The sequence below is a fragment of the Myxococcales bacterium genome (assembly GCA_016706225.1).
In the GTDB taxonomy this organism is placed as follows: domain Bacteria; phylum Myxococcota_A; class Polyangia; order Polyangiales; family Polyangiaceae; genus JADJKB01.
Window position 1 is genome coordinate 187,172 of record JADJKB010000013.1, and the last position, 23,891, is coordinate 211,062.

General features: G+C 68.6%; 25 protein-coding genes. 15 read left to right on the forward strand and 10 right to left on the reverse strand.

From position 1 onward, the window contains the following. Positions 1–46: 46 nt before the first annotated feature. The 10 genes from IPI67_21885 (at position 47) to genX (ending at position 7,435) form a co-directional block, all read left to right on the forward strand. Positions 47–727 carry a hypothetical protein gene (locus IPI67_21885; GenBank protein ID MBK7582831.1) on the forward strand — a complete coding sequence of 227 codons (681 nt, stop codon included), beginning with the start codon at positions 47–49 and terminating at the stop codon, positions 725–727. Then, entirely contained in the window at positions 724–1,314 is a 591-nt protein-coding gene (gene hisB, locus IPI67_21890; protein ID MBK7582832.1) for an imidazoleglycerol-phosphate dehydratase HisB, read from the forward strand. Before IPI67_21885 ends, hisB begins: the two co-directional genes overlap by 4 nt. 16 nt (positions 1,315–1,330) lie before the next feature. After that, the gene (gene hisH, locus IPI67_21895) at positions 1,331–1,963 is read left to right on the forward strand and encodes an imidazole glycerol phosphate synthase subunit HisH (protein MBK7582833.1); all 633 of its coding nucleotides are present in this window, start codon (positions 1,331–1,333) and stop codon (positions 1,961–1,963) included. Between the two features lie 3 nt (positions 1,964–1,966). Next, complete coding sequence (gene hisA / locus IPI67_21900) at positions 1,967–2,683, forward strand: 1-(5-phosphoribosyl)-5-[(5-phosphoribosylamino)methylideneamino]imidazole-4-carboxamide isomerase (protein MBK7582834.1); 717 nt, start codon at positions 1,967–1,969, stop codon at positions 2,681–2,683. Between the two features lie 49 nt (positions 2,684–2,732). Continuing rightward, positions 2,733–4,220 (forward strand): tetratricopeptide repeat protein, encoded by a 1,488-nt coding sequence (locus IPI67_21905; GenBank protein ID MBK7582835.1) that lies wholly within the window; start codon positions 2,733–2,735, stop codon positions 4,218–4,220. Between the two features lie 31 nt (positions 4,221–4,251). Further along, positions 4,252–4,950: a CDP-diacylglycerol--glycerol-3-phosphate 3-phosphatidyltransferase gene (gene pgsA / locus IPI67_21910; GenBank protein MBK7582836.1), complete on the forward strand. Its 699-nt coding sequence runs from the start codon at positions 4,252–4,254 to the stop codon at positions 4,948–4,950. 46 nt (positions 4,951–4,996) lie between these two features. Next, entirely contained in the window at positions 4,997–5,506 is a 510-nt protein-coding gene (locus tag IPI67_21915; protein MBK7582837.1) for a hypothetical protein, read from the forward strand. Positions 5,507–5,758: 252 nt separating this feature from the next. After that, positions 5,759–5,959: a hypothetical protein gene (locus tag IPI67_21920; GenBank protein MBK7582838.1), complete on the forward strand. Its 201-nt coding sequence runs from the start codon at positions 5,759–5,761 to the stop codon at positions 5,957–5,959. A 22-nt stretch (positions 5,960–5,981) separates the two neighbouring features. Further along, the gene (sctS, locus tag IPI67_21925; protein ID MBK7582839.1) at positions 5,982–6,221 is read left to right on the forward strand and encodes a type III secretion system export apparatus subunit SctS; all 240 of its coding nucleotides are present in this window, start codon (positions 5,982–5,984) and stop codon (positions 6,219–6,221) included. Between the two features lie 275 nt (positions 6,222–6,496). After that, entirely contained in the window at positions 6,497–7,435 is a 939-nt protein-coding gene (genX, locus tag IPI67_21930; GenBank protein MBK7582840.1) for an EF-P lysine aminoacylase GenX, read from the forward strand. Between the two features lie 59 nt (positions 7,436–7,494). Here genX and IPI67_21935 read toward each other — a convergent pair whose 3' ends face one another. From IPI67_21935 to surE, 3 genes are all read right to left on the reverse strand, one after another. Beyond that, the gene (locus IPI67_21935; GenBank protein ID MBK7582841.1) at positions 7,495–10,002 is read right to left on the reverse strand and encodes a hypothetical protein; all 2,508 of its coding nucleotides are present in this window, start codon (positions 10,000–10,002) and stop codon (positions 7,495–7,497) included. Between the two features lie 111 nt (positions 10,003–10,113). Beyond that, the gene (locus tag IPI67_21940) at positions 10,114–10,779 is read right to left on the reverse strand and encodes an adenine phosphoribosyltransferase (GenBank protein ID MBK7582842.1); all 666 of its coding nucleotides are present in this window, start codon (positions 10,777–10,779) and stop codon (positions 10,114–10,116) included. Positions 10,780–10,794: 15 nt separating this feature from the next. Beyond that, positions 10,795–11,586, reverse strand: coding sequence for a 5'/3'-nucleotidase SurE (gene surE, locus IPI67_21945; GenBank protein ID MBK7582843.1), 792 nt, complete (start codon positions 11,584–11,586; stop codon positions 10,795–10,797). A gap of 124 nt (positions 11,587–11,710) precedes the next feature. Here surE and IPI67_21950 point away from each other — a divergent pair, with 124 nt between their 5' ends. Together IPI67_21950 and IPI67_21955 are read left to right on the forward strand one after the other, a co-directional pair. Next, on the forward strand, positions 11,711–13,873 hold the full coding sequence (locus IPI67_21950; GenBank protein ID MBK7582844.1) for a serine/threonine protein kinase: 2,163 nt from the start codon (positions 11,711–11,713) through the stop codon (positions 13,871–13,873). Then, complete coding sequence (locus IPI67_21955) at positions 13,870–14,121, forward strand: hypothetical protein (protein ID MBK7582845.1); 252 nt, start codon at positions 13,870–13,872, stop codon at positions 14,119–14,121. Before IPI67_21950 ends, IPI67_21955 begins: the two co-directional genes overlap by 4 nt. Here IPI67_21955 and grxD read toward each other — a convergent pair. The 4 genes from grxD to IPI67_21975 form a co-directional block, all read right to left on the reverse strand. Further along, complete coding sequence (grxD, locus tag IPI67_21960) at positions 14,118–14,429, reverse strand: Grx4 family monothiol glutaredoxin (protein ID MBK7582846.1); 312 nt, start codon at positions 14,427–14,429, stop codon at positions 14,118–14,120. The genes IPI67_21955 and grxD overlap by 4 nt on opposite strands. A gap of 6 nt (positions 14,430–14,435) precedes the next feature. After that, positions 14,436–14,687: a BolA family transcriptional regulator gene (locus tag IPI67_21965; GenBank protein MBK7582847.1), complete on the reverse strand. Its 252-nt coding sequence runs from the start codon at positions 14,685–14,687 to the stop codon at positions 14,436–14,438. Between the two features lie 33 nt (positions 14,688–14,720). Next, the gene (locus IPI67_21970; protein ID MBK7582848.1) at positions 14,721–16,310 is read right to left on the reverse strand and encodes a response regulator; all 1,590 of its coding nucleotides are present in this window, start codon (positions 16,308–16,310) and stop codon (positions 14,721–14,723) included. 87 nt (positions 16,311–16,397) lie between these two features. Further along, positions 16,398–18,479 (reverse strand): DUF4139 domain-containing protein, encoded by a 2,082-nt coding sequence (locus tag IPI67_21975; GenBank protein ID MBK7582849.1) that lies wholly within the window; start codon positions 18,477–18,479, stop codon positions 16,398–16,400. Positions 18,480–18,712: 233 nt separating this feature from the next. Between IPI67_21975 and IPI67_21980 the strand changes: the two genes are divergently transcribed. Beyond that, positions 18,713–19,666, forward strand: a complete 954-nt coding sequence (locus IPI67_21980) for a hypothetical protein (GenBank protein ID MBK7582850.1) — start codon at positions 18,713–18,715, stop codon at positions 19,664–19,666. Position 19,667: 1 nt separating this feature from the next. Next, positions 19,668–20,168: a hypothetical protein gene (locus tag IPI67_21985; GenBank protein MBK7582851.1), complete on the forward strand. Its 501-nt coding sequence runs from the start codon at positions 19,668–19,670 to the stop codon at positions 20,166–20,168. Between the two features lie 38 nt (positions 20,169–20,206). Here the strand turns inward: IPI67_21985 and IPI67_21990 are convergent, their stop codons facing one another. From IPI67_21990 to IPI67_22000, 3 genes are read right to left on the reverse strand one after another with little or no spacing between them, the layout of a single operon-like run. Beyond that, positions 20,207–21,316, reverse strand: a complete 1,110-nt coding sequence (locus tag IPI67_21990; protein ID MBK7582852.1) for a hypothetical protein — start codon at positions 21,314–21,316, stop codon at positions 20,207–20,209. Next, positions 21,313–22,167: a hypothetical protein gene (locus IPI67_21995; GenBank protein ID MBK7582853.1), complete on the reverse strand. Its 855-nt coding sequence runs from the start codon at positions 22,165–22,167 to the stop codon at positions 21,313–21,315. The genes IPI67_21990 and IPI67_21995 overlap by 4 nt, the downstream gene beginning before the upstream one ends. Continuing rightward, complete coding sequence (locus IPI67_22000; GenBank protein MBK7582854.1) at positions 22,164–22,772, reverse strand: hypothetical protein; 609 nt, start codon at positions 22,770–22,772, stop codon at positions 22,164–22,166. The genes IPI67_21995 and IPI67_22000 overlap by 4 nt, the downstream gene beginning before the upstream one ends. A gap of 133 nt (positions 22,773–22,905) precedes the next feature. Between IPI67_22000 and IPI67_22005 the strand changes: the two genes are divergently transcribed. After that, the gene (locus IPI67_22005; protein ID MBK7582855.1) at positions 22,906–23,874 is read left to right on the forward strand and encodes a hypothetical protein; all 969 of its coding nucleotides are present in this window, start codon (positions 22,906–22,908) and stop codon (positions 23,872–23,874) included. Positions 23,875–23,891 lie beyond the last annotated feature (17 nt).

Consider the following 23,891-nt stretch of genomic DNA (forward strand, 5'->3'; position numbering starts at 1 on the left):
AGTCCAGCTCGCTGACGTGCGGCCCGGCCTGTGGTATCCCCGCGGCGTGTCCGTCAGCGCCATCCGCCGCATGGGCCTGCTCGCCTCCGCCTCGCTGCTCGCATGGGGCTGTGCGTCGCAGCGCCCCGCCCAGGGACCCAAAGAGACACTCGACGCCTACGCCCGCGCGCTCTCCGCGGGACACATCGACGAGGCCTACTCGCTGCTCAGCGGCGAGGCGAAAAAGCAGCTTCCGTTCGAGGCGTTCGCCCGCATGGTGAAGGAGAACCCCGAAGAGGTGAAGGACATCGCCTCGGCCCTCGGGCGGCCATCGGGGCCACCGCTGGTCACCGCCACCGTGACGGCGCCGAACGGCGAGTCGTTGCTCTTGGTGTACGAGTCGGGAAGCTGGCGCGTGGATGGTTCCGCCATCGATCTCTACAGCCAGGCCTCGCCCGAGGCGGCCGTCCGCGCGTTCATCCGCGCCTTCGAGAACCGACGCTGGGACGTGCTCTTGCGCTTCGTCCCCGACGGCAAGAAGGAGGGGCTCGACGCCGCCAAGCTGAAGAAGGCGTGGGAAGGTGAGCAGAAGGACGAGCTCTTGCGCCTCACTCAGGCGCTCGGAGCCGCGCTGCCGACGGCCAAGTTCGAGCGCATCGGCGAACGGGCCACGATGTCCTACGGAGCCGGCGGCACGGTCGAGCTGTTGCGCGAGCACGGCGCGTGGAAGATCGAGGAATTCCGGTGAGCGCCCGCCGCGCGAGCTCGGAGCGCACGACCAAAGAGACGTCGGTGACCGTCGAGCTCACCCTCGACGGAAGCGGCCAGAGCCGCATCGAAACCCCGCTGCCGTTCCTCTCGCACATGCTCGAGCAGATCGCGCGGCATGGGGCGTTCGACCTGGTGGTGAAGGCCAAGGGCGACGTCGAGATCGATGGGCACCACACCACCGAAGACATCGGCATCGTGCTCGGCAAGACGCTGCTCGACGCGCTGGGGGACCGCGCCGGCATCCGCCGCTACGGCTCCGCCACGCTGCCCATGGATGAAGCGCTGGTCACCGCCGCGCTGGACCTATCTGGCAGGCCCTATTTCGTCTGGCGGGTGCCGATGCCGAAGGCCAAGATCGGCGAGTTCGACAGCGAGCTGGCAGAGGTTTTCTTCGAGGCCTTCGCTCGCAGCGCCCAGGCCAACCTGCACCTTCACCTGCACAGCGGCGAGAACCTGCACCACATCGTCGAGATCTGCTTCAAGGCATTTGCTCGGGCGCTGCGCTCGGCCGTCGAGCTCGATCCACGCGGGGCCGGCATTCCTTCGACCAAGGGCGTGCTCTGAGCGCCGAGGCAGTCCCGTGCAGCTGACCGTCATCGACACCGGCCTGGGCAACCTGCGCTCGGTGGAAAAGGCCATCGTGGCCGCCGGTTCCCAGGCCGGGCGCGGCGAACTGAGCGTGCTGCGCACGGCCGATCCCGAGCGTGTCCGGCGCGCCGATCGACTGGTCTTCCCCGGCCAAGGCGCATTTCGCGATTGCATGCGGGGGCTCGCCGGCGGGCTTGGCGAGGCGCTCGCTGAACGGCTCCACGCCGGCACGCCCTACCTGGGAATTTGCCTGGGTCTGCAAGTGCTGTTCGAAGCGAGCGACGAGGCCCCCGGAGTGCCGGGCCTCGGCCTCTACTCCGGTCACGTCGAGCGCCTCTCGGGGCGTGGCGTGAAGATCCCTCACATGGGCTGGAATCAGCTCGAGCTGGTCGGCTCGGGGCATCCGTTTCTCGAAGCGGCCGGTGGTGAAGGGACGTGGGTCTACTACGTGCACTCGTTCGCCGCGGTGCCCGTCGATGAATCCGTCGTCGTGGCAGTCTCGCAGCACGGGGACAACTCGGTGACCGCCGCCATCGCCAAAGACAACGTGTTCGCCGTGCAGTTTCACCCCGAAAAGAGCCAGGACGCGGGCCTCCAATTGCTCGCGGCATTTCTTCGGACCTGAGGCATGGACGTCATCCCGGCCATCGATCTGTTGCACGGCAAGGCGGTGCGCCTGCGGCGTGGCCGCTACGACGACGCCACGTTCTACGAACATGACCCGGCCCAGCTCGCGGCGCAGTGGAAGGGGCAAGTGCCCCGGCTTCACGTGGTCGATCTCGAGGGCGCCCGCGCCGGGCGGGCGGTGCAGACCGAGCTGGTGCGCAGGGTGGTTGCGGCGTTCGGCGGCGGAGTCCAGGTGGGCGGGGGCGTGCGCACTCTGGAGGCCGCCCAGAGTTATCTGGAGCTCGGGGTCGAGCGCGTGGTGCTCGGAACCGCGGCGGTGAAAGATCAAGCGCTGGTGCGCGCGCTCGCCTTGGCAAACCCCGGACGTGTGATTATCGCCCTCGACGCCAACGACGGCTGGGTGGCGACCGATGGCTGGGAGCAGACGAGCGATCGCCGCGTCGCGGACCTCGTACACGAGCTCGAGGCACTGCCGCTCGCGGGCGTGCTCTACACCGACATCGAGCGCGACGGGACCGAGGTCGGACCCAACGTCCGGGCAACGGCCGAGCTGGCCTTGGCCACCCACCTCGAGGTCATCGCCAGTGGCGGCGTGGGCACCCTCGGACACCTCACGGAGCTCGCGCGAGCCGGAGGGCCGATCCGCGCGGCGATCGTCGGGCGGGCGCTGCACGAAGGGCGCTTCAGCCTGGCAGAAGCGGTCCTGGCGGCCGGCTGAACGCCGAAGCGGGGAAACACCCGGGCCAACGGTGTAGGATCGGCTCGACATGGCTTCGCGACAGCCCAGCGCCCTCCCCTCGCTCGAAGAAGCCAGCGCGCGCGCCGGGGGCAGCAACGAGAGCCCGGAGCCTGCAACGGATGACGGACCGCGGGAGTCCGAGCTTCCTCCGAGCAGCACGTTCGAGGCCGAAGACTTCCTGTTTCACCTCTATCGCGGCAGTGAGCTGCTCCAGGACAACCGGGTTGGTGAGGCCAAGGAGGAGCTGGAGCGAGCGCTCTCGTTCCAGCCCGAAGACATCGAGGGCCAGGGGCTGCTCGGCGTCGTTTATTTTCGCCTGGGGCTCTACCCGCGCGCCATCAACATCTTCGAAGAGATCGTGCGTCTGCGCCCCGAGGCGCTGACTCCGCGGTTGAACCTCGGGCTGTGTTTCTTGAAGACCGGCCAGCTACTGCGCGCGCGCGACACGCTCGATGCGCTGCTGGAGCTGGAACCCACGCACAAACGCGCCGCCGGTTACCTTGGCCTCGCTCATCAGCGGCTGGGTGACTTCGAGCGGGCAGCCCAGGCCTTCGAGCGCGCCGGACAACCGCACCTCGCACGGCGCATGGAGCAAGCGCTCAACGACTTGATCGAACCCGGGCCCCGCCCCGAGATGCAGGCCGTGCGCGCGGTTGCAGCCGACGCGGTCCACGAGCTGGAGGCGGATGCTCACGCATTCACGCGGGCAGAGTCCGGCGCGGGCGAACCCGTGCTCGGTGGCCGCTGGCACTCCCTCGAACCCGGCGGCGATGCCGGGCCGCCGGCGTCACGCCCGTTCCGACCGCGAGCCTCGGTGCCGCCCCCAGCAGCCTCGGACGTGGGGCAGCCTCTGGATCGCCCCGCGGCGCTGCGACCCGACGCACCGACCTCCCCGCGACGCCTGGCCGAGGGGCTCGTGCTCTCGCTGCCGGAGGGCCGGCGCGCCGTTCAGCTCAGCCACGGCGTGGCGCGCATTCGCCTCGATGGTGCGTTCGTCGTGCGCCTGGACCGGGTGCGGGCGCTGTTGCCGGAGGCCGGCCCCTTCCGCGAGAGCGTCATCCATCGCCGCTCCCGCGGGCGCGCGCTCGACGAGCCGCTCGGCGGCATGCGCACTCCCCTCATCGTGCTCGATGGGCTCGGTTCGCTGGTGCTCGACGCAGAGCCCCGGGTGGTCCTGACGCACCTCGATCGCGAGCTGTTCTACGTGCGCGAAGATCGCCTGCTGGGTTTCGACCTCGCGCTCCGCTTCGAGAGCGGGCGGCTCAGCGTCGGCACGATGGAGCACGTCCCGATGCTGCAACTGTCCGGCGAAGGCTTGGTCGCGCTCCGCGCGAGCGCGAGCTTGGTGGCCGTGGAGGTGGGCCCCGAGCGACCCGCGATGCTGCGCGGCCATCACATCGTCGGCTGGGTCGGACGCATCCTGCCCCAGCCAGTTCCGGCGACGACCGCCCCCGCGGCGGCCGCAGGCCTCGTCAGCATGACGGGTGACGGTGCAGTATTCGTCGACGCGCCCTGACGCGATCGATTCCTTGTATGCTCGAGCCCCGATGTCCGCCTCGGAGACACCGCCCACCTCGCGCCGCCCGCGCCGCCCGCGTCGGCGCAAACCCAAGTTGGATCCGACCGTGCGCGCGGCACGTCGTCGCTCACTGAGGCAGGATGCGGTCAACCTCCCCAACCTGCTGACCTTCGGTCGCATCGCGGTGATCCCGCTGGTCTTGTGGTTGCTCTCGAGCGGCACACCCACCGACTGCACCTGGGCGGCCATCGTGTACGGCGCTGCCGCCATCACCGATCTGCTGGACGGTTACCTGGCGCGCAAGCTCGGAGTGGTGAGCGTGCTCGGCAAGTTCCTGGACCCGCTGGCCGACAAGTTGATCGTGATGGCCACCCTCGTCTGGATGGTCCCCATGGGTCGCATCCCCGAGTGGGCGGTCGCGTTGCTCCTGGCCCGCGAGCTGAGCATCACGGGGCTGCGCTCGATCGCCAGTAGCGAGGGTGTGGTGATCGCGGCGGGCGAAGGCGGCAAGAGCAAGACGGCGCTGCAGATGATTGGCATCATCGCCCTGATCGTGGGCTACCCGTATCACCTGTCCCTCGGACCCTGGGACCTCGGCGTCGTCGATCTGGTCGTGGTCGGTCGTGTCCTGGTCTACGTCTCGCTCGTATTTTCCCTGACCAGCGCCTTCCAATACGTCGGGCTTTTCGCCGAGGCGGTCGAGGCCAAGGAGCGTCGCCCGAGCTGAAGAGCGTGGACAGAACCCCGGAAAAACGTGCTAGGACATGCCCCACATGACCTCTTCCCCGCGCCGCTTCCTGCGTTACCTCTGCGCCCTGCCGCTGTCCCTCGTCTTGTGGGTGCCCGGCTGTGCCAAGCAGGCCGAGGGTGAGCGCTGCGACTTCAACCGCAACGGCCATCAGGACTGCGAGACGCCGCTGGTCTGCGTCCCCGCGACGGAGCTGATCGACGACTCGACGGATCGCTGCTGCCCCGAGGAGGGCCAGTCCATCGGTGACGATCGCTGTCTGCGCAGCACGGGCAGCGGTGGCACCGGTGGCACGGGCGGAAGCGGCGGCAAAGATACCGGCACGAACGGAACCGACAGCGGCTCCGGCGGCGTATCCGGTGGCGGCGGCGCATCGGGCAGCGGCGGCGCATCCGGTGGCGGTGGCGCATCCGGAAGCGGCGGCGCGTCCGGCGGCACCTCCGGTGGCGGTGGCGCATCGGGAAGCGGCGGCGCGGCGGGCTCCGACGGAAGCGCCGGCACCGGGGCTTCTGCCGGCGACGCGGGGACTGATTGATGGCGAGGCGCGCCGTTCACGCGGGTCTGCTGCTCGGAGCGCTGCTCGCGTTCGGCGCTTGTAGCGACGCGGCGGAGGGTGAGAGCTGCGATCTCGCCAACGGCAACGACGACTGTGCAGAGGGTTTGATCTGCCGGGGCGCATGGGAAATTCGCTCCAAGGACGCGGTCTGTTGCCCTGCCCCTCCAGCCGAGCCGGCCGCCAGCGCCTGTAAACCGAAGCTCGAAAACGTCGAACCCGACCCATCGGTGGATGCGTCTGCCATTCCGCCCGGAACCGGCGGGGGCTCCGGGGCTGGGGGCAGCGGCGGCGCCGCGGGCAGTGGCAGGCGCTGCCGGAGCTGCCGGCAGCGGCGGCGTAGCGGGCAGCGACGGCGCCGCGGGTGGCGACGCGGCCGACGCTGCCCCGAACGACGACGCGGGCGACGCGCCGAGCGAAACGAGTGGGGACTGAGTCGGTGCCGGACGTCTCGCTCTTGGCCGCCAACGCTCAGGAAGCGCTGCTGCTCGCGGTCGCCGTTTCCCTGCCGGTGGTGGGCGCCGCGGCCATCATTGGGCTCCTGGTGGCGGTGATGCAGGCTGCAACTCAAGTACAGGACGTCACACTCGCCCATTTGCCACGACTGGTCGTGGTCGCGGTGGTGTTGGCGGTGGCCGGACCGTGGATGGGCAGTCAGATCGCCGCCTTCGCCGAACGCGTCTTCGCGGGCGGCTGAGCTCGGTTCGCGCGCCAAGCGATCTGCTCGCGCTCGACCCCTCGTCGCGCCAGGGCCGCGGACCGGTAGCCGTCGGCGGCCGGGTTCAGCTCGTGGAGGGAACCCGCGTGAGGCTGAGCGATGCGCTCGGAGTGATCGACGTCGTGCTGGACGATGCCAGCGGATTGCAGGCCGGCGATCTGATCGTCGCCGTCGGGCGACAGGTCGGTCAGCGCCTGCTGAATGCGACGCTCGAAGCGCGCTTCCCCTGCCCCACCCCTCGCGGAGACGGCGACATCGCGCGCTTCACGTGGCGGGGCGTCGGCCGCAATTTGCAGGCGCGCGCCGCGGCCTTCGCAACCATCCGCGCGTACTTCGCCGAGCAGGCCTTCATCGAGGTCGACACCCCGCAACGTGTGGGGACTCCGGGGCTCGATTTTCACATCGACGCGCTGAGGGCGGAGGCGGGTTTTCTCGTCACTTCGCCGGAGTTTCAGCTGAAACGCCTGCTGGTGGGCGGCGTGCCGCGCGTGTATCAGCTGGCGCACTGTTTCCGCGCCGACGAGAGCGGCCCGTTGCACGAGCCGGAGTTCGCGATGCTCGAATGGTATCGCGCGTTCTCCGGGCAAGAGGCCGTCATGGCGGACACCGAGGCCATCGTCTCCCGCGTCGTGGAGCGCGTGGCCGGCAAGCTCACGCTGAAGCGGCCGGATGGAACTCGTCTGGAGCTGCGCCCGCCGTTCCGCCGCTCGACCGTACGCGAAGCGTTCAAGCGCCACGCTGGCGTCGCGGACGCGGTGGATCTCGCCGAGAGCGACGAGGCTCGCTTCTTCGAGCTCCTGGTCGAGCGTGTCGAACCGGCCTTGGCCCGGGCGCGCCGCCCCGTGTTTCTGTGCGACTACCCGGCGACCCAGGCCTCGCTGGCTCGCCGGAGCCCTGAGGATCCTCGCGTCGCGGAGCGCTTCGAGCTCTACGCCGGGGGTATCGAGTTATGCAACGGGTTCGGTGAGCTCACCGACCCCAAGGAGCAGCGTCGCCGCTTTGTTGCCGAGCGCCGTGCGCGCAAATTGGCGGGGCGCCCCGCCTATCGCGTCGATGCCCGGTTCCTCTCTGCCCTCGATGCCGGCATGCCTCCCTCGGGCGGCAACGCCCTCGGCGTCGACCGCCTGGTCGCGCTCGCGCTCGGCTCCGCAGACATCGGCGCCGTCATGCCGTTCCCGCGCCGAGAGCTGTGAGCCCGCCGCTCAGTCAGCGGGCGCTCACTGCCAGCGGGCGGTCACTGCGCTCGTCCGCATCAAGGGCCGACCTGGGGCACTGCGCCTTCGGCGACCATGCCCAGGAAGCGTGTGATGTCACTGGTTGCGTTCGCCACGTCGAGGGCAACGAAGTGCCCGTCCTTGCCGCTCGGAGGGCCGTATTCCCGCACGACCAGCGTCACCTTTGCGCCAGCGACGGTCTTGTTGCCGGCGAGCGGCAGCGCCTTCTCCGCCAGGCCTGGATCCCCGATGGGCTCCGGCTTGGTGGCGCTGGCGTCGTGGGTGCCCAGATCGAAGCCACCCGCGAGGGCGAACGCCGCCATCGTCGTGCCGGGGCTGTAGTTGTCGCCGGTGCCGTAGGTCTGGAAGACGTGCTTGGGCAGGCTGCCGGTCTCGGGCTGTGTGCCGATGGCCCGCGCGTGGTTCAGGGGATCCGCCGGATCGATCCAGATCTGCAACAACGTCAGGACCGGGTGCATGTCACCCCCGTTGAGCTTGCCGCTGGAGTCCATGTCGGCGAGCACGAAGGGCAGCGCGCCCGCGATGTTCACCGGCTGTTTCTTGGCGAGCAGCGCGTGGATCAGGCTGGCTCCGTTGCCGCTCAGCACCGAGCCCTTGTAGACGTCGGTGTACGGCAGGGCCAGGCTGCCGGCCGTCGAGCCCTGGGAGTGGCCATAGAACACGATGGCGTTCGGATCGACCTTGATGTCCGCGCCCTTGCTGGTCGCCGCGTCGACGTTCAGCGTCGAGGCGAAACGAGCGAGCGCCAGCTGATCGACGCCGCCCTGGAGCGGGTTACCGCGCGCCGCGGCCGGATTCTTGAAGTTGTAGAACAGATCGTTCGGTGACGCGCTGGACGCCCCGCGCCTGGGTCCGTGCTCGGCCTGATCGATACCGAGCACCGCAAAACCAACGCTGCCGGCCGGCGTCTTGGCCTTGGAGAGCGCCCCGGCAATTTCCGGTCGCACGTGGCTGCGGAACGAGCCGCCGGTGCCGTGAGCGAACACCGTCAGCGGCCAACCCGCCGCCGGCATCGCTCCCTTCGGCACGGTCAGCGCCATGCACACGTCCTCGGAGCGCTCCGGCTGATCGAAGCGCAGGTCTCCGCCCGCATCCGTGTACGGCGGCGTCCCCTTCTGGAACACCGGCAGCGAAAGCAGGGCGTGGTACTCGTCGAAGTCCGGCGAAGCGCCGTCTCCACACGCGCGGTCGCCGTCTGCCTGGGGGCACGGCGACTTGGCTCCGCCGCCGCACTTGACCCAACCCTTCGCAGCCGGCACCCCCGCGGACAGCACCGCGGTCGCCAGCTGTTTCATCGGCTCCCGCACCTTGCCGGCTGTGATCACCGACGCGTTCAAGACCAGCGCCGAGTCGATCAGTTTGTCCTTCAGGTAGTCGCGGAACGGCTTGAACGCCGCGTGGGCCAGCGCGAGCTCGCCGTCGGCGGGAGCCGCATCGGCGAGCACCGCGGTCAGGTGCTCGGAGCGATCGATGCCCACTCCGCTCTTCGCCTTGCCCGCAGTCGTCAGGTAGACCGCGTACTGGTGGCCCGGTGTCATTGGCGCACCGGTGGGCCGCCGGACCGACAGGTTGTTCTCGCAGACGTAGTGGGTCTTGTTGGGATTCCAGGCCCAGAACAGGCCCGCGCTGGAGCCGTACTCCGGCGTCCCGGTGGTGATGTCGACCCACTGCACCGGATACTTTCCGGCCGCCTCGGTCGAGAACGAATCGAAGTCGATCTCACCCGAGAAGCGGAAGATGACCGTCGGGCTGGTGCCCCACGCGCTCTCGTTCTTCTCGAGCGCGTCGATGTATCCCTTCACCGGGTCAAAACCCAAGAGCTCCGGACCAGGCGTCGGAAAGCCGTAGAGATCGAGCCAGCCGCCCTTGATGCGCACGTCGTTGGGGAACGGCAGGCGGAAGAAGTCCGCCTCTTGCCCCTTCGGCGCCTTGACCCCCGGCACCTCGAAGTACGCCCGAACGCTGCCGGCGCTCGCGGCGTCGCAGGCCACACCCTGCCAGGTCGGGAGCCCGAAGGTTGGCGCGCCCGGCAGTGGTTGGTTGCACTTGCCGAGGGTGCAGGTGAGTCCCCCGTAACAGTCTCCGCTGGTCGTGCAGAGTGCGCCGACGTCCCCGGTGCCCTCGGGCGCACACTGGGTCGAGAAACCTGCGAGCACACAGCGCAGTCCGCTCTCACAGTCCGCGTCGCTGGTGCAGCCATCGCCGTTCGTCCCGCTCCCGGCCTTTGCACACTTGCTGGTGATGCACTGCAGGCCGTCCGCGCACTCGCCGGCGATCACGCAGATTTGCCCCTCCAGCGTCGAGTGGCCGAGCTCACACAGCCCGTTCTTGCACGCCAGACCTTGGCGACAGGGTTTGATGCCGCTGCACTCCTGCCCGACTCCGGCGCCGGTGATCGGCGCGCCGCCGCCACCCCCGCTGCCTCCGAGCCCATCGTCGCCGGCGTAGGCGCCGTCGTCACAACCCTGCGTTGCCAGCGGCAGCGCGCAACAAAGCCCCAAAAGCGTCCAGCCCCGAAGAGTCATCGGACGATCTTTGCCTCACTCGGGCCGGAGGGCAACCCGAACCGCTCGCCCGGTCGCAAGCCGACGTTCCGTCTCGCTCGGCGCGGCCGCCACGCGGGCTCTCCCGACCCTTCAGTCGTAGCGTAGAAACGAGATCGCCGGCACGGGCAAGAGGCGCTCGCGCCCGCCGAGGGACTCGAGCTCCACGACGAAGGCAAACGCCACGACGTCCGCACCCTGCCGGTGAACCAGCTCCCCTGCGGCGGCCGCCGTGCCGCCGGTCGCCAGGAGGTCGTCCACGACGAGCACCCGCGCGCCCTCGGCCAGCGAGTCGCGGTGCATCTCGAGCTCACTCTCCCCGTACTCGAGCGAGTAGCTCACCTTGTCGGTGCGGTACGGCAGCTTGCCGGGTTTGCGCACTGGCACGAAGCTAGCGTTGAGCCGCGCCGCCAGTGCTCCACCGAAGATGAAGCCGCGGGACTCGATACCAACGACGGCATCGATGTGCTCTCCGACGAACCGCTCCGCGATCGCGTCGAGCACGATGTGGAACGCCTTGGGGTCAGCCAAGAGCGGCGTGATGTCCTTGAAGAGGATCCCGGCCTGCGGAAAATTCGGGATCTCCCGGATCAGCTCGCGGACGTAGGAGAGCCCGTCGACCAGCTCCGGAGCAATGTGCGGCAGCGAGCGCTTCTGGGGCTTCGCGGCGGGGACTGCCTTGCCTCCTCGTGGAGTCAAGCCGGGCCGGGACGGCGCGCGGGTCTTCGGGCTCGGGGCGGAACGCTTGCGGGCAGCCATGCGCGCTTCAATAGTTCATTTCGCGTCACCGCCCAAGCGCTCATCTCCGGAGCCGGTGTGGCGCTCGACGACCAGCTCGGCGTGCTCCTGGTCCGGGCGCGCCCAGAGATCCAACACCAAGGGTGTGACCCCAACGACTCCTTGGTCGAACGCCTCGGTGTCCGAACCGGGCACGTGGCGGTGTTCGAGCAAGGGTCCACCGATCCACAAGTACTCGCGCCCGCGGGGATCACGCCGAAACTCGATGCTCTCTTCGTACTCACGACGGCCCAGGCGTGTGGCCCGGACCTGCCAGCCAGCGCCCGCCGGGAAGTTCACGTTGAGCAGGGTCCCGCGCCCGCGCGGCTCTCCGAGCAAGGCCAGGAGCAGACTCGCCGAGACCTGCGCGGCGGCGGAGAAATCCGCTCCGGCGCCGGCGGATACAGCCAGCGTCGGCAGGCCCTTCAGCGCACCCTCCCGCGCCGCTGCCACCGTCCCGCTGTAGAAGACGTCGTCACCCAGGTTCAGTCCATGGTTCAGTCCGCTGACCACGGCGTCGGGTTTCCGCGCCAGCACCCGGTCTCCCGCCGCGAGCGCCACGTACACACAGTCGGCGGGCGTCCCGTCCACCGAGAAGACTCCGGGCTCATGGCGATACAGCCGCAGCGGGCGATGCAGGCTGAGAGCGTGGCTCGCAGCGCTCTGTTCCACCTCCGGCGCACAGACGACGACGTCGGCGACCTCCATCAGAGCCGCGCGCAGGCTGGAGATCCCGCGGGAGCGGTAGCCGTCGTCATTGGATAGGAGCACCAGGGGGCGATCGGTCATTTTTTCACCAGTCGAGGGACGCCGCAGCATTTTCGCTGCCGGCGCCGGCGTCCAGTCGGAAAACGGATCAGACCAAAAAGTCCACGCACGCTCCCGAAGCGTCGACTACCCTCGACGCTTCGGGATGAGTTCCGCCGGGCCGCTGGAGAAGATCGGACGCTACGAGGTCGTTGCTCACCTGGCGACCGGCGGCATGGCGGAAATCCTGCTGGCGCGCCTGGTCGGGCCGGCGGGTTTCGAACGGGCGGTGGTGCTGAAGCGCATCCTCCCGCACTTCGCCCAGAAGCAGAGCTTCGTCGACATGTTCCTCGACGAGGCGCGCATCGTCGCCGGCATTCAGCACAAGAACGTGGTGCACGTCACGGATCTCGGTCACACGGGCGAGCACCTCTACCTGGTGATGGAGTACCTGGAGGGTGAGAACGTCGCTGGGATCATTCGGCGGAGCCTCTCCCAGAAACGGAGACTGCCGACGTGGGTCCCCGCATTCGTCATTGCCGAGGTCTGCGCCGGGCTGCACGCTGCCCACGAGCTCACGGACGACACGGGCCGGTCACTCGGGCTGGTCCACCGGGACGTGTCCCCGCAGAACGTACTGGTCACGTACTCCGGTGAAGTGAAGTTGCTCGACTTCGGCATCGCCAAGGTGGGCGCGCGTGCCTCACCCGAGACGGAGCCGGGTCAGCTCAAAGGCAAGGTCGAGTACATGTCGCCAGAGCAGGCGCGCGGCAGACCGCTCGACCGCCGCAGCGACATCTTCGCCACTGGAATCGTGCTCTACGAGCTGGTCAGTCGACGGCGGCTCTTCAATCGTCCCAGCGTGCTCTCGGCGCTGGAGGCAATCTGCCATGAGACCGTGCTCGCCCCTTCGCAGGCGGCGCCGGATTGCCCCGCGTCGCTGGAGCGCGTGATCTCGAGGGCAATCAACAAAGATCCCGGCGAGCGCTACCCCACCGCAGCTGCGATGCGCCAGGACCTGCTCAGCGTCACCCACGAGCTGATCGGCGCCTCCGATCCAGGTCAGGGTCTGGCGAGTCTGATGCAGGAGATGTTTCGGGATCGCCTGCTCGAGAAGCGCGAAATGCTCCGCCAGGTCCGCGCGGGTGACCGGCAGCTGACGGTACCCAATCCCGAACCCGACTCGTCCGTCGACGTGCCCGATCTGATCGTGCCGCAATCCGCTGCGCCGGGGCTCCCGCCTGCGCCTGCCTTCCCCGGCTCTACGCCTGCCTTCCCCAGCTCCGCGCGTGCCTTCCCCAGCTCCGCGCCGGAGCCGACCTTGCCGTCGGTCGCCGGGCTCGAGAGGCCAGGTCAGGTCCGCGTGCCCCCGCCCGCGCCCGATCACTACGATGGCAGCTTCGCGGATCTCGAGATCTTGGTGGGCGAAGCCATCGCTCGGTTTGGCATGGCGGGCGACGCCATCGTCGAGGGGAATCGGATCCGGCTGGTCGGGGCGGGGCCCGAGGTCGCAACCGAGCTCGCGAACGTGGTGGAGCATTGGGAGACCCTCGCGCCGGAGCTTCGACAGCGTCGCGCGGGGGAGCTCGCGCGGCGTCTGGTACAGGCTCGCCGGGCCGCCCTCGAGGGTGGCGGGCAGCGGACTCGAGTCGGCATCCCTCGCTGGCTGCCCCCGCTCTTGATCCTCGCCGTGGGCGCTGCCGCGATCTTCGCCGCGTTCAACTACCTCGCGCCCGGCTCTCGCTGGTCGTTTGGTGCGCCGGCCCCGACGGCCACGGCGATCAGCAGCGACGAGTACGAACGCCAGCGCGTCGAACGCGCGGAGCGAGTGTGCCAGGCGACTCGCGCACGCATCATGCGCGGCGCCACCATCGGCCCCACCGACGTCGAGGGTTGGGTGGTCGAGCTGGTGCTCGCGCGGCCAACGGAGGCGCTCACCAGCGACGCCAAGCTTGCCCAGTTCGTCAGCGGGACTCCCGCGCGGTTCGTCTGGAAGGAGGCGCCGGAGATCGAAAAACAAGAGGGCATCGGCACCTCGGTCAGCGTGGCCACCGAGGCCCTGCCCGGGGCCGTTGCGCTGCACGGCGTGCGGCTGACGTTCAGCGGCAAGTACGCGATCCCCTATTTCTATTCCGGCGAACGTCGAGCCTATGTGAAGACCGCCAACGCCATGGCGGAGAGCCTGGGGCGACGCACGGCGCGCTCTACGCTCGCTGCGCTCTCGGTGCGACCCATCACCTTGGGGCGTGGTTCCTCGGTCCAAACCCGGGCGCCGCCGCCGCTTCGCTGGTCTACTGGATCGGCGCGTTTGCCGATCCGCCTCAGGTGAGGCAGTCGATCTTGTTCCCCGACGGCGGGACGGACGTCCGGGCTGCGGGCTCCCTCGGGCGCATCCTGGAGCTGACCGGGCGTCTCGATCGCACGCGGGTCCGCACACTCATCGGCGAACACGACGGCATGATCACCGGCAAAGACGCCGGGCCGACGACGCTCACGTTCCCGTTCGCCGACGCGAACCGGGCGGCCCGCGCCAGCCTCGAGGTCGCGCGGGTCGGAGGCGTCGGCGTCGAACGCTAAGGGGCGACCAGCGTCTTCAGCTCGCCGGTCTCGTGCAGCTCGATGACGATGTCGCAGCCGCCCACCAGTTTCCCGTCGACGTAGAGCTGCGGGAACGTCGGCCAGCTGGAGTACTCCTTCAGGCCGTCGCGCAGATCGGGGTCTTGCAGGATGTTCACGTCGCGGAAGTCGACCTCGAGCTCCTTGAGGATCTGCACGACCCGAGCCGAGAAACCGCACTGCGGAAAATTCTTGCTGCCCTTCATGAACAGCACGACCGGGCTCTGGTCGAGGGTGGACTTGATTCGATCTCGGAGTGCCTCATCCATGAAGATTCATCCTTTGAGCTTCGCCCAAGCTTCGGGCGTGTAGGTCTTGAGCGCCAGGGCGTGGACTGCCCCCTGCATCGCGTCGCCCAGGGCGGCGTACACCATCCGGTGTTGTTCGATCCGGCTTCGGCCCACGAATGCCCCAGACACCACTCGGGCGTCGTAGTGGTCCTTGGTCCCCGTCATGTCCAGCACTGCGACGTCCCCGTCCGGGAACGCCTGGAGCAGCAGGGAACGAACCGCCTCCGGCTCAATCATGGGCGCTTCAAATGATACGTAAGGGAAGGTTTGTCAACCCGCCGCCGCGCGCTCGCGGCGCAGGGCCTGGCTCAACGCCGCGTCGAGCTCTGCCATCGAAAACGGCTTTTTCAGCAGCACCACCCCGGGTTTGACCACGCCTTTCTGCAGCACGACGTTCTCCGTGTAACCCGACATGAACACGACCGCGAGGTCGTGGTCCTTCAGCAGGCGGTCCGCGAGCTCCCGGCCGTTCATCCACGGCATGACCACGTCCGTGAGCAAGAGCTCTGCCTTGAAACCGGGCTGGGCCGCCGCGACCAGGGCGTCGGCGCCGTTGGCCGCGTCCGTGACCTGGTGCCCCAGCTTCTCCAGCAGCCTTTTCGCGGTCCTGCGCACGAGCTCGTCGTCCTCGACCAACAGGATGTGCAGCGACGGGGTCACGACGTGCGTTGGAGCGTGTCGAGGCCCGCCGAGGACGACCTTCTGTTGGCGCGGCCAGTAGATATCGAATGTCGTTCCTCGACCCGGCGAGCTGTCGACGAAGATGTGACCCCTGAGTTGTTTGACGATGCCGTACACCACCGCGAGCCCGAGACCGGTGCCCTTGCCGACCTCCTTGGTGGTGTAAAACGGCTCGAAGATCCGGGCCCGCGCCTCGGGCGACAACCCTGGGCCGTTGTCCGAGACGCGCAGGCGCACGTATTCACCCGGCGTCACCTCCGGCATCGCGCGAGCAAACTCCTCGTCCAGGGTGGAGTTCTCGGTCTCGACGCTGATGGTGCCGCCGGACTGAAGCGCGTCCCGCGCGTTCGTCAGGAGGTTCATCAGCACCTGCTGGACCTGGGTCGGATCCCCATCAAAAGCCCACGGGTCGAGCGCGAGCTCGGTCCGCAGCAGGATGTCCTCGGGCAGCAGGCGACTGAGCAGCTTCTCGGACTCGATGACCCCCGCGTTCAGGGTCAGCGTCTGGAGCTCCAGCATCTGGCGGCGGGCGAATCCCAGCAGCTGTTTGTTCAGGTCCGCGCCGCGGCGCGCTGCCAGCTCGATGTTCTCGGCCATCGGGGCCTGCTCTTTGCTCGGCTTGAGCAGGTGGAGCGAACCTTGGACCACCGTCAGCAGGTTGTTGAAGTCATGGGCCACGCCGCCAGCCAACCGCCCGATGCTCTCGAGCCGTTGGGACTCAATCAACGCCGCTTCGAGTCGCTGGCGCTCGCTGATCTCCCGTCGCAGCCGGGCGTCCCGATCCTCGACGGTCCGGCGCGCCCGCTGTTCGGCGTCGATCGAAGCGGTGATGATCAGCGCCGCGGCAACGAACAGGAACACGGCCACGCGGTCCCCCGAGTGCATGGGCCAGAGGCTGCCGCGCGGCTGGGCGAACAGCACCGACGCAACGATGACCGAAGCGAGCGTGGTGATGCCCCCGGCCCGCCAACCGCCGAAGCGCGCGGCGGCAGCGACCGCGGCGAGGTAGAGCACGTACAGAACCCGGTCACCCACGACCGGCTCGAGCAGCGCGCGGATCGCGGTCGCGCCGACCACGGCGCCCACCACGAGGGTCGCCTTGCCAACGAGGCCGAGCGGGGGGGGTGACGGCGGCGTCGGCGTTGGACGCGCAGGATCATCGATCGGGACTTGCCCCATACGGCGCCCAATTCATAGAACGCGGGCTGCCGTTGGTCCAGGTGCCGCCGAAAGCGGGTGGATTTGAGCGGCTCGAGCTCGTGCTGTTCAGTCCTTCAGCGGCGGCGGACTGAGCAGCTTGATCTCCCGCACCGAGTCGCGGAAGCGGATCTCTTGCTCGTTCATCGCCATCTTGACCTCGATCAGGCGCTTGGTGATCTGCTCCATGCGCTTGGTGACCTCGTCCAGGCGCCGGGTCAGTTTGGTTCGCAGATCCGCGGCCTGGGTGTTCTTCTCGATGGCGCGCAGCGACAACCGCGTCTCGTTGGCGGCCTTCTCCAGCTCGGCCTGTTCGTCGACCAGCTTCCGCTCCTCGTCGACGCTCTTCTTCCAGATCTCGCGCACCGCCCACACACCCTTGAGCTGAGCTTGCACCTGCGCGCTGCCCCGGGGATCCGCCAGGAAGGTCTTGATGGCCTCGTCCGCGAGCGGGGACAGCCAGTTCGCGATCTGGTGCTGCGCGCGCCGTTCGTCCACGGTGAGCTCGCTCTTGCCGAACGCTTTCACACTCATTGGCACCAATGCGTGCCCGAGCGCTGCGTTGTCCTCGGTGCCGACCGGTGGTTTGAACAGGCGCGTGCCCGCCGAGCGCGTGTGTTTGACCAGGACCTTGCCCAGTTTGTCGCTACCGTTCGAGACCGTGTAGAGCGTCTTTGCGACACTGTCGCGCTCGATCCACAGCTCCCCGGATTCGATCTTGAAGATGCGCGCGCCTTGTTCGTCGTACTTGCGATCGATCGCCACGGCCAGGCTGCGCTCGAGGGCAAACGGCACTACGGCCGTCGCTCGCGGCGGCAGTGGATCGAGCATGCCCTGGCCCAGAAACGAACCCTTCTCGAAGACCGCAATGGGTCCGCGTTCCAGGAGTCCTGTCGTACCATTGGTGAAGCGCACCACGCGGAACGGATGGGTCGCCGACTCCCCCACTCCGCCGTCCGGCGCGAACAAGAACACCGCCTCACCCGGCACGCGTTTGTTCAAGAGCAGGACCATGGTCGCACTCTCGTTCGGCACCGTGATGGCGTTCGGGATCTCGTAGCGGGTTGCCCCGGCTTCAACCGCCACCGCGGCGAGCGCACTCATGCGCCGCGGTGCGCTCAGGCCCTGGCGTTTTGCTTCTTCGAGCGCCACCCTACGGCGTTCGTCCCGGCTGGGCTGGCGTGGCATGTCAGCCGCCGCTTCGGGCTCCGGCGCCGGCGCCGACGAGGGCCGGGCCATGCCCGTCGAAGCGCTCCGGCGAGGCGCAGGTTTCTTCGCCATCTTGTTCTTCTTGCTCGGCCCCGCCTTGGTGCCGGCCGTGTCGCCGTCGGACAGATCGTCCTCCGTCATGCCCTTACCGCCGCCACCGACCCCGGCGCCGCGCAGCCCGAGTCCGCCTTCTTTGTCCGCGGGGGCCTCTTCCGCCGCCTCGCCGGCACCAAAGCGCTCGATCTCGGCCTCGCGCCGCTGCTCCATGCTGGTCACACCCGTGGGCATGGCCGCAATCACCTCGCCCGTGTCGGTCACGATCGGCCGATTGGGGATCACCGGCTCTCCGAGGGTCGACTCGAACGCGAGCGGCGCACCCGCGACCAGCGCGAGGTTGACCGACTTCCAATCCTCACCCGATAGGTTCTGAACGATGCCCCAGGTCTGCAGATCGGCGTTGCCGCCCTCTTGCACCACCAGGCGGTAGGAGGGGCGCCAGACCGGGGTCTCGGAGACGTAGCCGATGGCGAGATCGTGCTCCTTGCCGTCGAGCTGCAGGATCACCTCCCGCAGCGGGTTCTTCTCCTTCTTTTTCGGGGGCAGCCCGGGCCAGGGTTTGAGCATGCTCTGGTAGCGCGGATCGAGCGTGGGCTCGTCCTCGTCGTCGTCCAGGATCTCGAGCGGGAACGAAGCGGAGCGGACCGAGCTGCCGCCGCGCTCGACGATGGCGAGGGAGGCCAGGAAATCGCCGACCATGCGCTGCCGCATCTTGAAGGTCACGGCGTCCGCGTCGACGTGACCCGAGCGCTCGAAGTAACCGACCCCGTTGCGATAGATCACCACCCGTTTGAGCGGCAGCTGGTCGGTGGAAATGTTGGGGCCGCGCGCGCAACCGATGGCGAGCAGGCTGGAAAAGAACAAGGTTCGAAGTCCAAAGCGCATGGCATCCTCCACGAGAGTCGGCCGGACGCTACCTCAGAGGGCGGCGTGCGGCGACCGAAGAGGGTGTTCCCGGGCCCGGAGCTCTGGTCGGCTCGGCGGCGCACGACCAAAGCGGGCGACGCCCGCCACGACCTCGGCTATCGTTCGACGTCGTGACCGACGCCTCCCCGCCTCGCAAGCCCCCGCCGAAGCCCCCGCAGCGCCCGCCGCCCCCGCGCCGCGAGGCGGTCCCGATGAGCAACCACGACAAGGAGAAGCTCACGTTCCAGGCGCTGGGTCTGTTGAACGAGCAGGTCCAGGCCCGCATCGTCCACTACAAGGGCGAGCTCGAGACGAGCCCCGAGCTCGACGCCATCACCGCGCAGGTCGTGGCGCAAATCAAGGGCATGCAGGCGGCGCTTGGTGGAGAGGGCGGCCCCGGCGCGCCGCCCGCCGAGCTCGAAGAGCAGCAGCAGAAGACCATGTCGCGGCTGCTCGGTCGCCTGTTTGCAACCGACGGCAACTTCGCGACGCAGAACATGAAGACGATCGGTCGTCGCATCGCCAAGCTGTTCTTCGAGAGCGAGCTGCACGAGAAGACCCGCGGCGACAAGGAGAAGGTCATCTACCACCCGGAGCAGGGTGTGTATTACGTGCTCAACCGCTACAAGAACCGCCTGCGCGCCGAGCTCGACGGGTTCGAGTACCAGAGCGCCGATGTGAAAGAGAGCACGCTGGAGCTGTTGACCAAGATGGAGCGCGATCTCCAGGTCGGATTTTTGTCGCGTCGCTCACCCGAGCTGAATCGGGTGATGCACATCCACAGCGGTGTGCTGCTCGAGTTCCTCCAAACGCACCTGCCCCCACGGCTGGAGGCCATGTGCCGGGCGACGCTGCGCGCGGCCAACACGGGGGATGGGCCTGGCGCCGTGAACTACAAGGTGCTGAGCAGCCAGTTCCCCGAGTTTCGCGCGCACTGGGAGCGGATCTTCATGGAGCAGATGGTGAACTTCTGCGGCGACGAGCTGTTCGGTCGACTCACCAGCAGTGAAGAGCCTTTCTTCGACGAGACCATTCGGTTCTTCACGGATCCGCACCTGTTCAGCGACACCGCCGAGGTGATCTGCGACGGCATCTACGACTTCCTGTGCCTCGAAGGGTTCCTGGATCTGCCGGTCGACTGGCGCGTGAAGCTCGCGAGGAACTGAGTTGTCGCGGCGTGCGCTCGCGATCGGCGCAGCCGTCCTCGGGGCTCTGATCCTGCTCTACGCGCTGTTCGCGAAGAAGAGTGACGAGGAGCTGATCCGTGAGCAGCTCGAACGGCTGGCCCGAGTGGTGCACGTGTCGGGTCCGGACGAGAACCCGATCTTCCGCGGCAAGCGCATGAACGACGAGTTCGAGACGCTGTTCGTCCCGAACGTCCGGGTCGACATCTCGGAGCTCACGAGCATGCGCTCCGGTAGACCGGAGCTCGTGGGTGTTGCCACCCGCGCCGGCACCATCTTCCGCAGCGCAGAGGTCGACATCAGCCCCGATTCGATCGACGTGCTCGCTGGGGGGACGAGCGCGAAGGTGAGCGGCTCCGCGACCCTGGTGGCCGACCGCGGCTCCGGCGCCGAGCGCGATGAGCGGCGGGTGAGCTTCGGCCTCACGAAGACCGACAAAGGCTGGCTCATCGACACCGTCGTCGTCACCCCGAAGCGAGAGTGATTCGAGGTAAACTCCCGCGTTTCCCGGCGCGGCTTCCCTCAGAAGGTCACCCCCAGCTCCGCCGCGAGGTCCATCGAGACGACCGCCCGCTCGTGGGTGATCCAGACCGTCGGAGCGAGCAGCGCAACACTGAGGTCGAGGTCGTCACCGAGCGGCGCGGAGAGCCCTGCCGACGGCTGAACGACCGGACCGTTCTTCACCAGGTAGCCACTGGCAAACCGCAGCGGCACCGCCCAGCCTGCGCCGAGCCCCACGCGGTATTCGAACAGCGCCCACGGCAGCACGTTGTGCGCACGACCGTCCTTGCCCTTCAAGTTCGCGTACTGCACCGCAAGGCCGAGGGACGCACGCTCGGAGAATCGCCAGTCGAAGCGGGCCCCGAGCAAGTGGTTTTGAAACGGCCCCGGTGAGACACCAAACGCCGTCTCGCCGCCCAGGGCGAGGCGGAACCTCCCGTCGGGAAACTCATCGCGCGGCGCCGGGGTCGGCGGGGCGCTCGGACTCGGGCCCGTCGGCGGCGGCGCCGGGGGCGGCGCGAGGGAGCTCGCTTCAGGCAGGCGCGAGCCCACCGCGCGGTCGATGGAGGCGTACAGATCGGACGACACCCCCTCGGCGTCAGCGCTCGTGGCGAGTGCGTTCGCCGGCGCGACCTGCACATTGACGTGATAACGCCCGTTGCGGCTCTGCACGCTGGCAAACAAGCCGAAGGCGGAGCCCGCGTCGCGGACCATGGTCATCGCACGCTCCGGCGTCAGCGCGCCGGACGTGGCGCCGGCAACGCGCGCCGTCGTTGCGGCGTCCGCGAGCTGATACCCGCGCTGGGCCGCGCTCCGGCCGAGCTGCCGTTCGATCAGCGAACGCAGGCTCGGATCGAGCCCCGGCGCGACGTGCACCGGGAACACGGCGATGCGTGGCGCCGGAATGGCGGGGGCGGGCGCCGGGGCAACGGGTTGCACTGCGGCTCCCGCGAGCGGCGGCGCCGTGGGCGCGGACTCGGGCGTCGGCCCCGGCGGTGCCAGGACCGGAGCGGGCGGAGGGGGCGAGGTGCCCGAGGCGGGCGGCTGCGGCTGACCTACGGCGCGCGAGCCCAGCGCGAGCACGAACATCGGTGCGAGCGCGCTCCCGAGCCTGGTGCGCGCCGCCCTCACCGCCGTCCCCGTCGCGACCACGCGGCGGCGGCCAAGAGGACGGCGAACAGCGACAGCCCCGAGCCACGTCTGGACTGTGACGTAGTGCAGCCGTTGAAGAACGGCGGCGCCACGGTCGTCGTGCAGACTTCCTGCGCGCCGCTGGCGCTGACCTTTCCCGTCAGGTCGCGGGTCACCGCGGCAAAACACACGTCGCCTTCGCCGTCGTTGATGGTGCGGGTCAAGCGCAGCGGTTTGCCCGCGGCGGGCAGACGCTGAACGCTGATCGGCTCGGGGGCGGAGCTCTTGATGTGGGGCCCTTGGGTCTGGAAGACCGCGATCATCAGCGATTCGCGCCCGCCGTCGTCGCTGGCCGCCCCCAGATCGAAGTCGAAGACGTAGCGCTCTTCGAGGCTGTCCGTGCAGTCGTCGCGCTCCCGATCGACGTCCCACTCGAGGGCCTTCAGCCCGGTAAATTGTGGCGTTTCCTGGTCGAGACTGGCTCCGACCGCGAACGTGATGCTCTTGCCACGGCCGAGGTTTGCGGAGTTGATCCCGCGCAGCCGCGGCCACTCGACGCTGTAGCTCTGACCGGGCTCGAGCTTGGGGGTGACGGAGAGCAACGTCTCCGCGGAGTTCCAGTCGCCCGTCAGCACCTGCTCGGCGCCGCTCGCCATGTCGGTGACGGTGATGTCCTCGCCCGTGTATTCGGCGTTGGACTTGTAGCGCGCGTGCAGCTTGGCGTTCGGCGCAACGACGGCGTCATCCGGCGGCACGGCGAACTGCAGGTCCGGGCGGTTGCAGGCGGCCTCCGCCGGCGCGGCTCCGAAGAGGAGCGAAGACAGCGCGGCGGCCTGTGCTGCTCGCCTCACGGCTTGCACAGAACGTCCTCGCACTCGCCGAGCATCTCTCCGGTGTTGCCGTCGTCGTCGAGATCGAACGTGTCGAGACAGCAGTAACCGTTGTCGACGCAGCACTCCTCGAGATCAGAGGAGTACTTCTTGTCCTTGGCGACGCTCTTGCACTCGGCGGGGGGGTCTTCCTCGTGGCACTTGCCGAAGCTCTTGCCGTCGGTGGTGCAGGTCTGGACCGCCCAGTACTTGCAATACGAGAGGAAACACACCCGCTCGCTGCCGGGCATGCACGCCTCGCAGCGCTCCGGGCAGGCGCTCCAGGCGCCGGCCACGCAGTACTGCTCCCCGCCCTCGGCGCAAGGTTTCGGGGTCAGCTCATCGATCTGACCGTTGCAGTCGTCGTCTACGCCGTTGCAGGTCTCGGGTGCTGGCACACACTCCGTCGTCTGGGCGTCGGGCTGGGCGGTGCCGCCCCCGACCGCGGCGTCGGGCGCCGGCCGCTGGCCGTCGATCCACTCGAAGTCGTCGGCGTCCAGGCCACTCCGGCCACAGCCGACCGCGAGGGCGAACGCCGCGATGAGGGCGGTGACCCAGGCTCTGGCGCGGCGGCGAGGATTCTTCATCGCGGAGGCTCTCTCTGGAACGCGACGTGAATGCAAAGCCGGAACCAGTCCACTCCTGGCCCGACATGAGCGAAAGTAGCAGCTCGCACCGGCCTTGACCATCGACCCACCCGCCGCCCAAATGCAGACCTCCATGAAGCTGAAACTCCGGGCGTTCGGTTGCTTTTGTGTGACCGTCACCTGGGCGCTCGGCAGTGTTGCCCAGGCAGGGCCGGGTCCAGCGCCCGGCGCCGCGAGCGAACCACCGGCTACACCGGCGAGTGAACCGCCTGCCACAGCACCCGGCGCCGCGGCGGCTGCGCCGTCCGCGAGCGCGGCTCCCTCTGCGGCGGCCGCGCCGGCGCCGGCTCCTCAATCGGGCTACGTGGCGCCGGCCTACGGCTACGGGGCGACGCCCAGTGGTCATGCCTTCGGCGCGCCAGTGGCGCGCGCACCAGAGTTGCGTCTGCGGGATCCTCGAGTTGCAAACGCGCACGCCGACCGGGTGGTGCTTCTACCGACCGCGTACACCCATCCGGAAGGCACGCTCTACCTGACCAGCAACGAGCTCGTGATCCTTCAGGCCGGGTATGCGATCACGGACTCGACCCAGCTCACGCTGACCGGACTGCCTCCGCTCAGTGAGGGTCCGGACAAGGTCCTTCTGTTCGACCTCAGCCTGAAGAATGCATTCCTCCGCCAGGGGCCGCTGCGGCTCGCGGGCATCGGCTCGGTGTCGGGAGTGTTCGGCATCGACCAGGGCAACTTGGTCCTGGGTCGAGTGGGTGCCGTGGCGGAGCTGTGTTTCGAGGCCGACTGTGAGTCGAGCGCGAGTTTGTCGAGCCACGTGCTGCTCGCAGGCCCGGGGACCTTCATGGTCAACGGAGTCGGAGTGATCTGGCGCATCGCCGACTGGGCCGCGCTGTTGCTCGAGGTCGACACTGCCGTGCCCCTGGGCGGCGAGGTCGGCGAATACAGCGGCGTGCTGGTCGCGCCGGGCTTCCGTTTCCCCTATCGAACCTGGTCCCTCGATCTTGCCGCGATGCGCCCGCTCGATACCGAAGATCCACCCGAGCTTGCGCTGTACCCGTGGATCTCGTTCACGTATCGGTTCCTGCCGTAGCGCCGGTGGTGTCCTGT

Excerpts from the sequence above, each read along its gene's own strand:
- hisA (MBK7582834.1), top strand. The coding sequence starts at position 1,967 with ATGGACGTCATCCCGGCCATCGATCTGTTGCACGGCAAGGCGGTGCGC.
- IPI67_21905 (MBK7582835.1), top strand. The coding sequence starts at position 2,733 with ATGGCTTCGCGACAGCCCAGCGCCCTCCCCTCGCTCGAAGAAGCCAGC.
- pgsA (MBK7582836.1), top strand. The coding sequence starts at position 4,252 with ATGTCCGCCTCGGAGACACCGCCCACCTCGCGCCGCCCGCGCCGCCCG.
- IPI67_21915 (MBK7582837.1), top strand. The coding sequence starts at position 4,997 with ATGACCTCTTCCCCGCGCCGCTTCCTGCGTTACCTCTGCGCCCTGCCG.
- IPI67_21920 (MBK7582838.1), top strand. The coding sequence starts at position 5,759 with ATGCGTCTGCCATTCCGCCCGGAACCGGCGGGGGCTCCGGGGCTGGGG.
- IPI67_21935 (MBK7582841.1), bottom strand. The coding sequence starts at position 10,002 with ATGACTCTTCGGGGCTGGACGCTTTTGGGGCTTTGTTGCGCGCTGCCG.
- IPI67_21940 (MBK7582842.1), bottom strand. The coding sequence starts at position 10,779 with ATGGCTGCCCGCAAGCGTTCCGCCCCGAGCCCGAAGACCCGCGCGCCG.
- surE (MBK7582843.1), bottom strand. The coding sequence starts at position 11,586 with ATGACCGATCGCCCCCTGGTGCTCCTATCCAATGACGACGGCTACCGC.
- IPI67_21950 (MBK7582844.1), top strand. The coding sequence starts at position 11,711 with ATGAGTTCCGCCGGGCCGCTGGAGAAGATCGGACGCTACGAGGTCGTT.
- grxD (MBK7582846.1), bottom strand. The coding sequence starts at position 14,429 with ATGGATGAGGCACTCCGAGATCGAATCAAGTCCACCCTCGACCAGAGC.
- IPI67_21965 (MBK7582847.1), bottom strand. The coding sequence starts at position 14,687 with ATGATTGAGCCGGAGGCGGTTCGTTCCCTGCTGCTCCAGGCGTTCCCG.
- IPI67_21970 (MBK7582848.1), bottom strand. The coding sequence starts at position 16,310 with ATGGGGCAAGTCCCGATCGATGATCCTGCGCGTCCAACGCCGACGCCG.
- IPI67_21975 (MBK7582849.1), bottom strand. The coding sequence starts at position 18,479 with ATGCGCTTTGGACTTCGAACCTTGTTCTTTTCCAGCCTGCTCGCCATC.
- IPI67_21980 (MBK7582850.1), top strand. The coding sequence starts at position 18,713 with ATGAGCAACCACGACAAGGAGAAGCTCACGTTCCAGGCGCTGGGTCTG.
- IPI67_22000 (MBK7582854.1), bottom strand. The coding sequence starts at position 22,772 with ATGAAGAATCCTCGCCGCCGCGCCAGAGCCTGGGTCACCGCCCTCATC.
- IPI67_22005 (MBK7582855.1), top strand. The coding sequence starts at position 22,906 with ATGAAGCTGAAACTCCGGGCGTTCGGTTGCTTTTGTGTGACCGTCACC.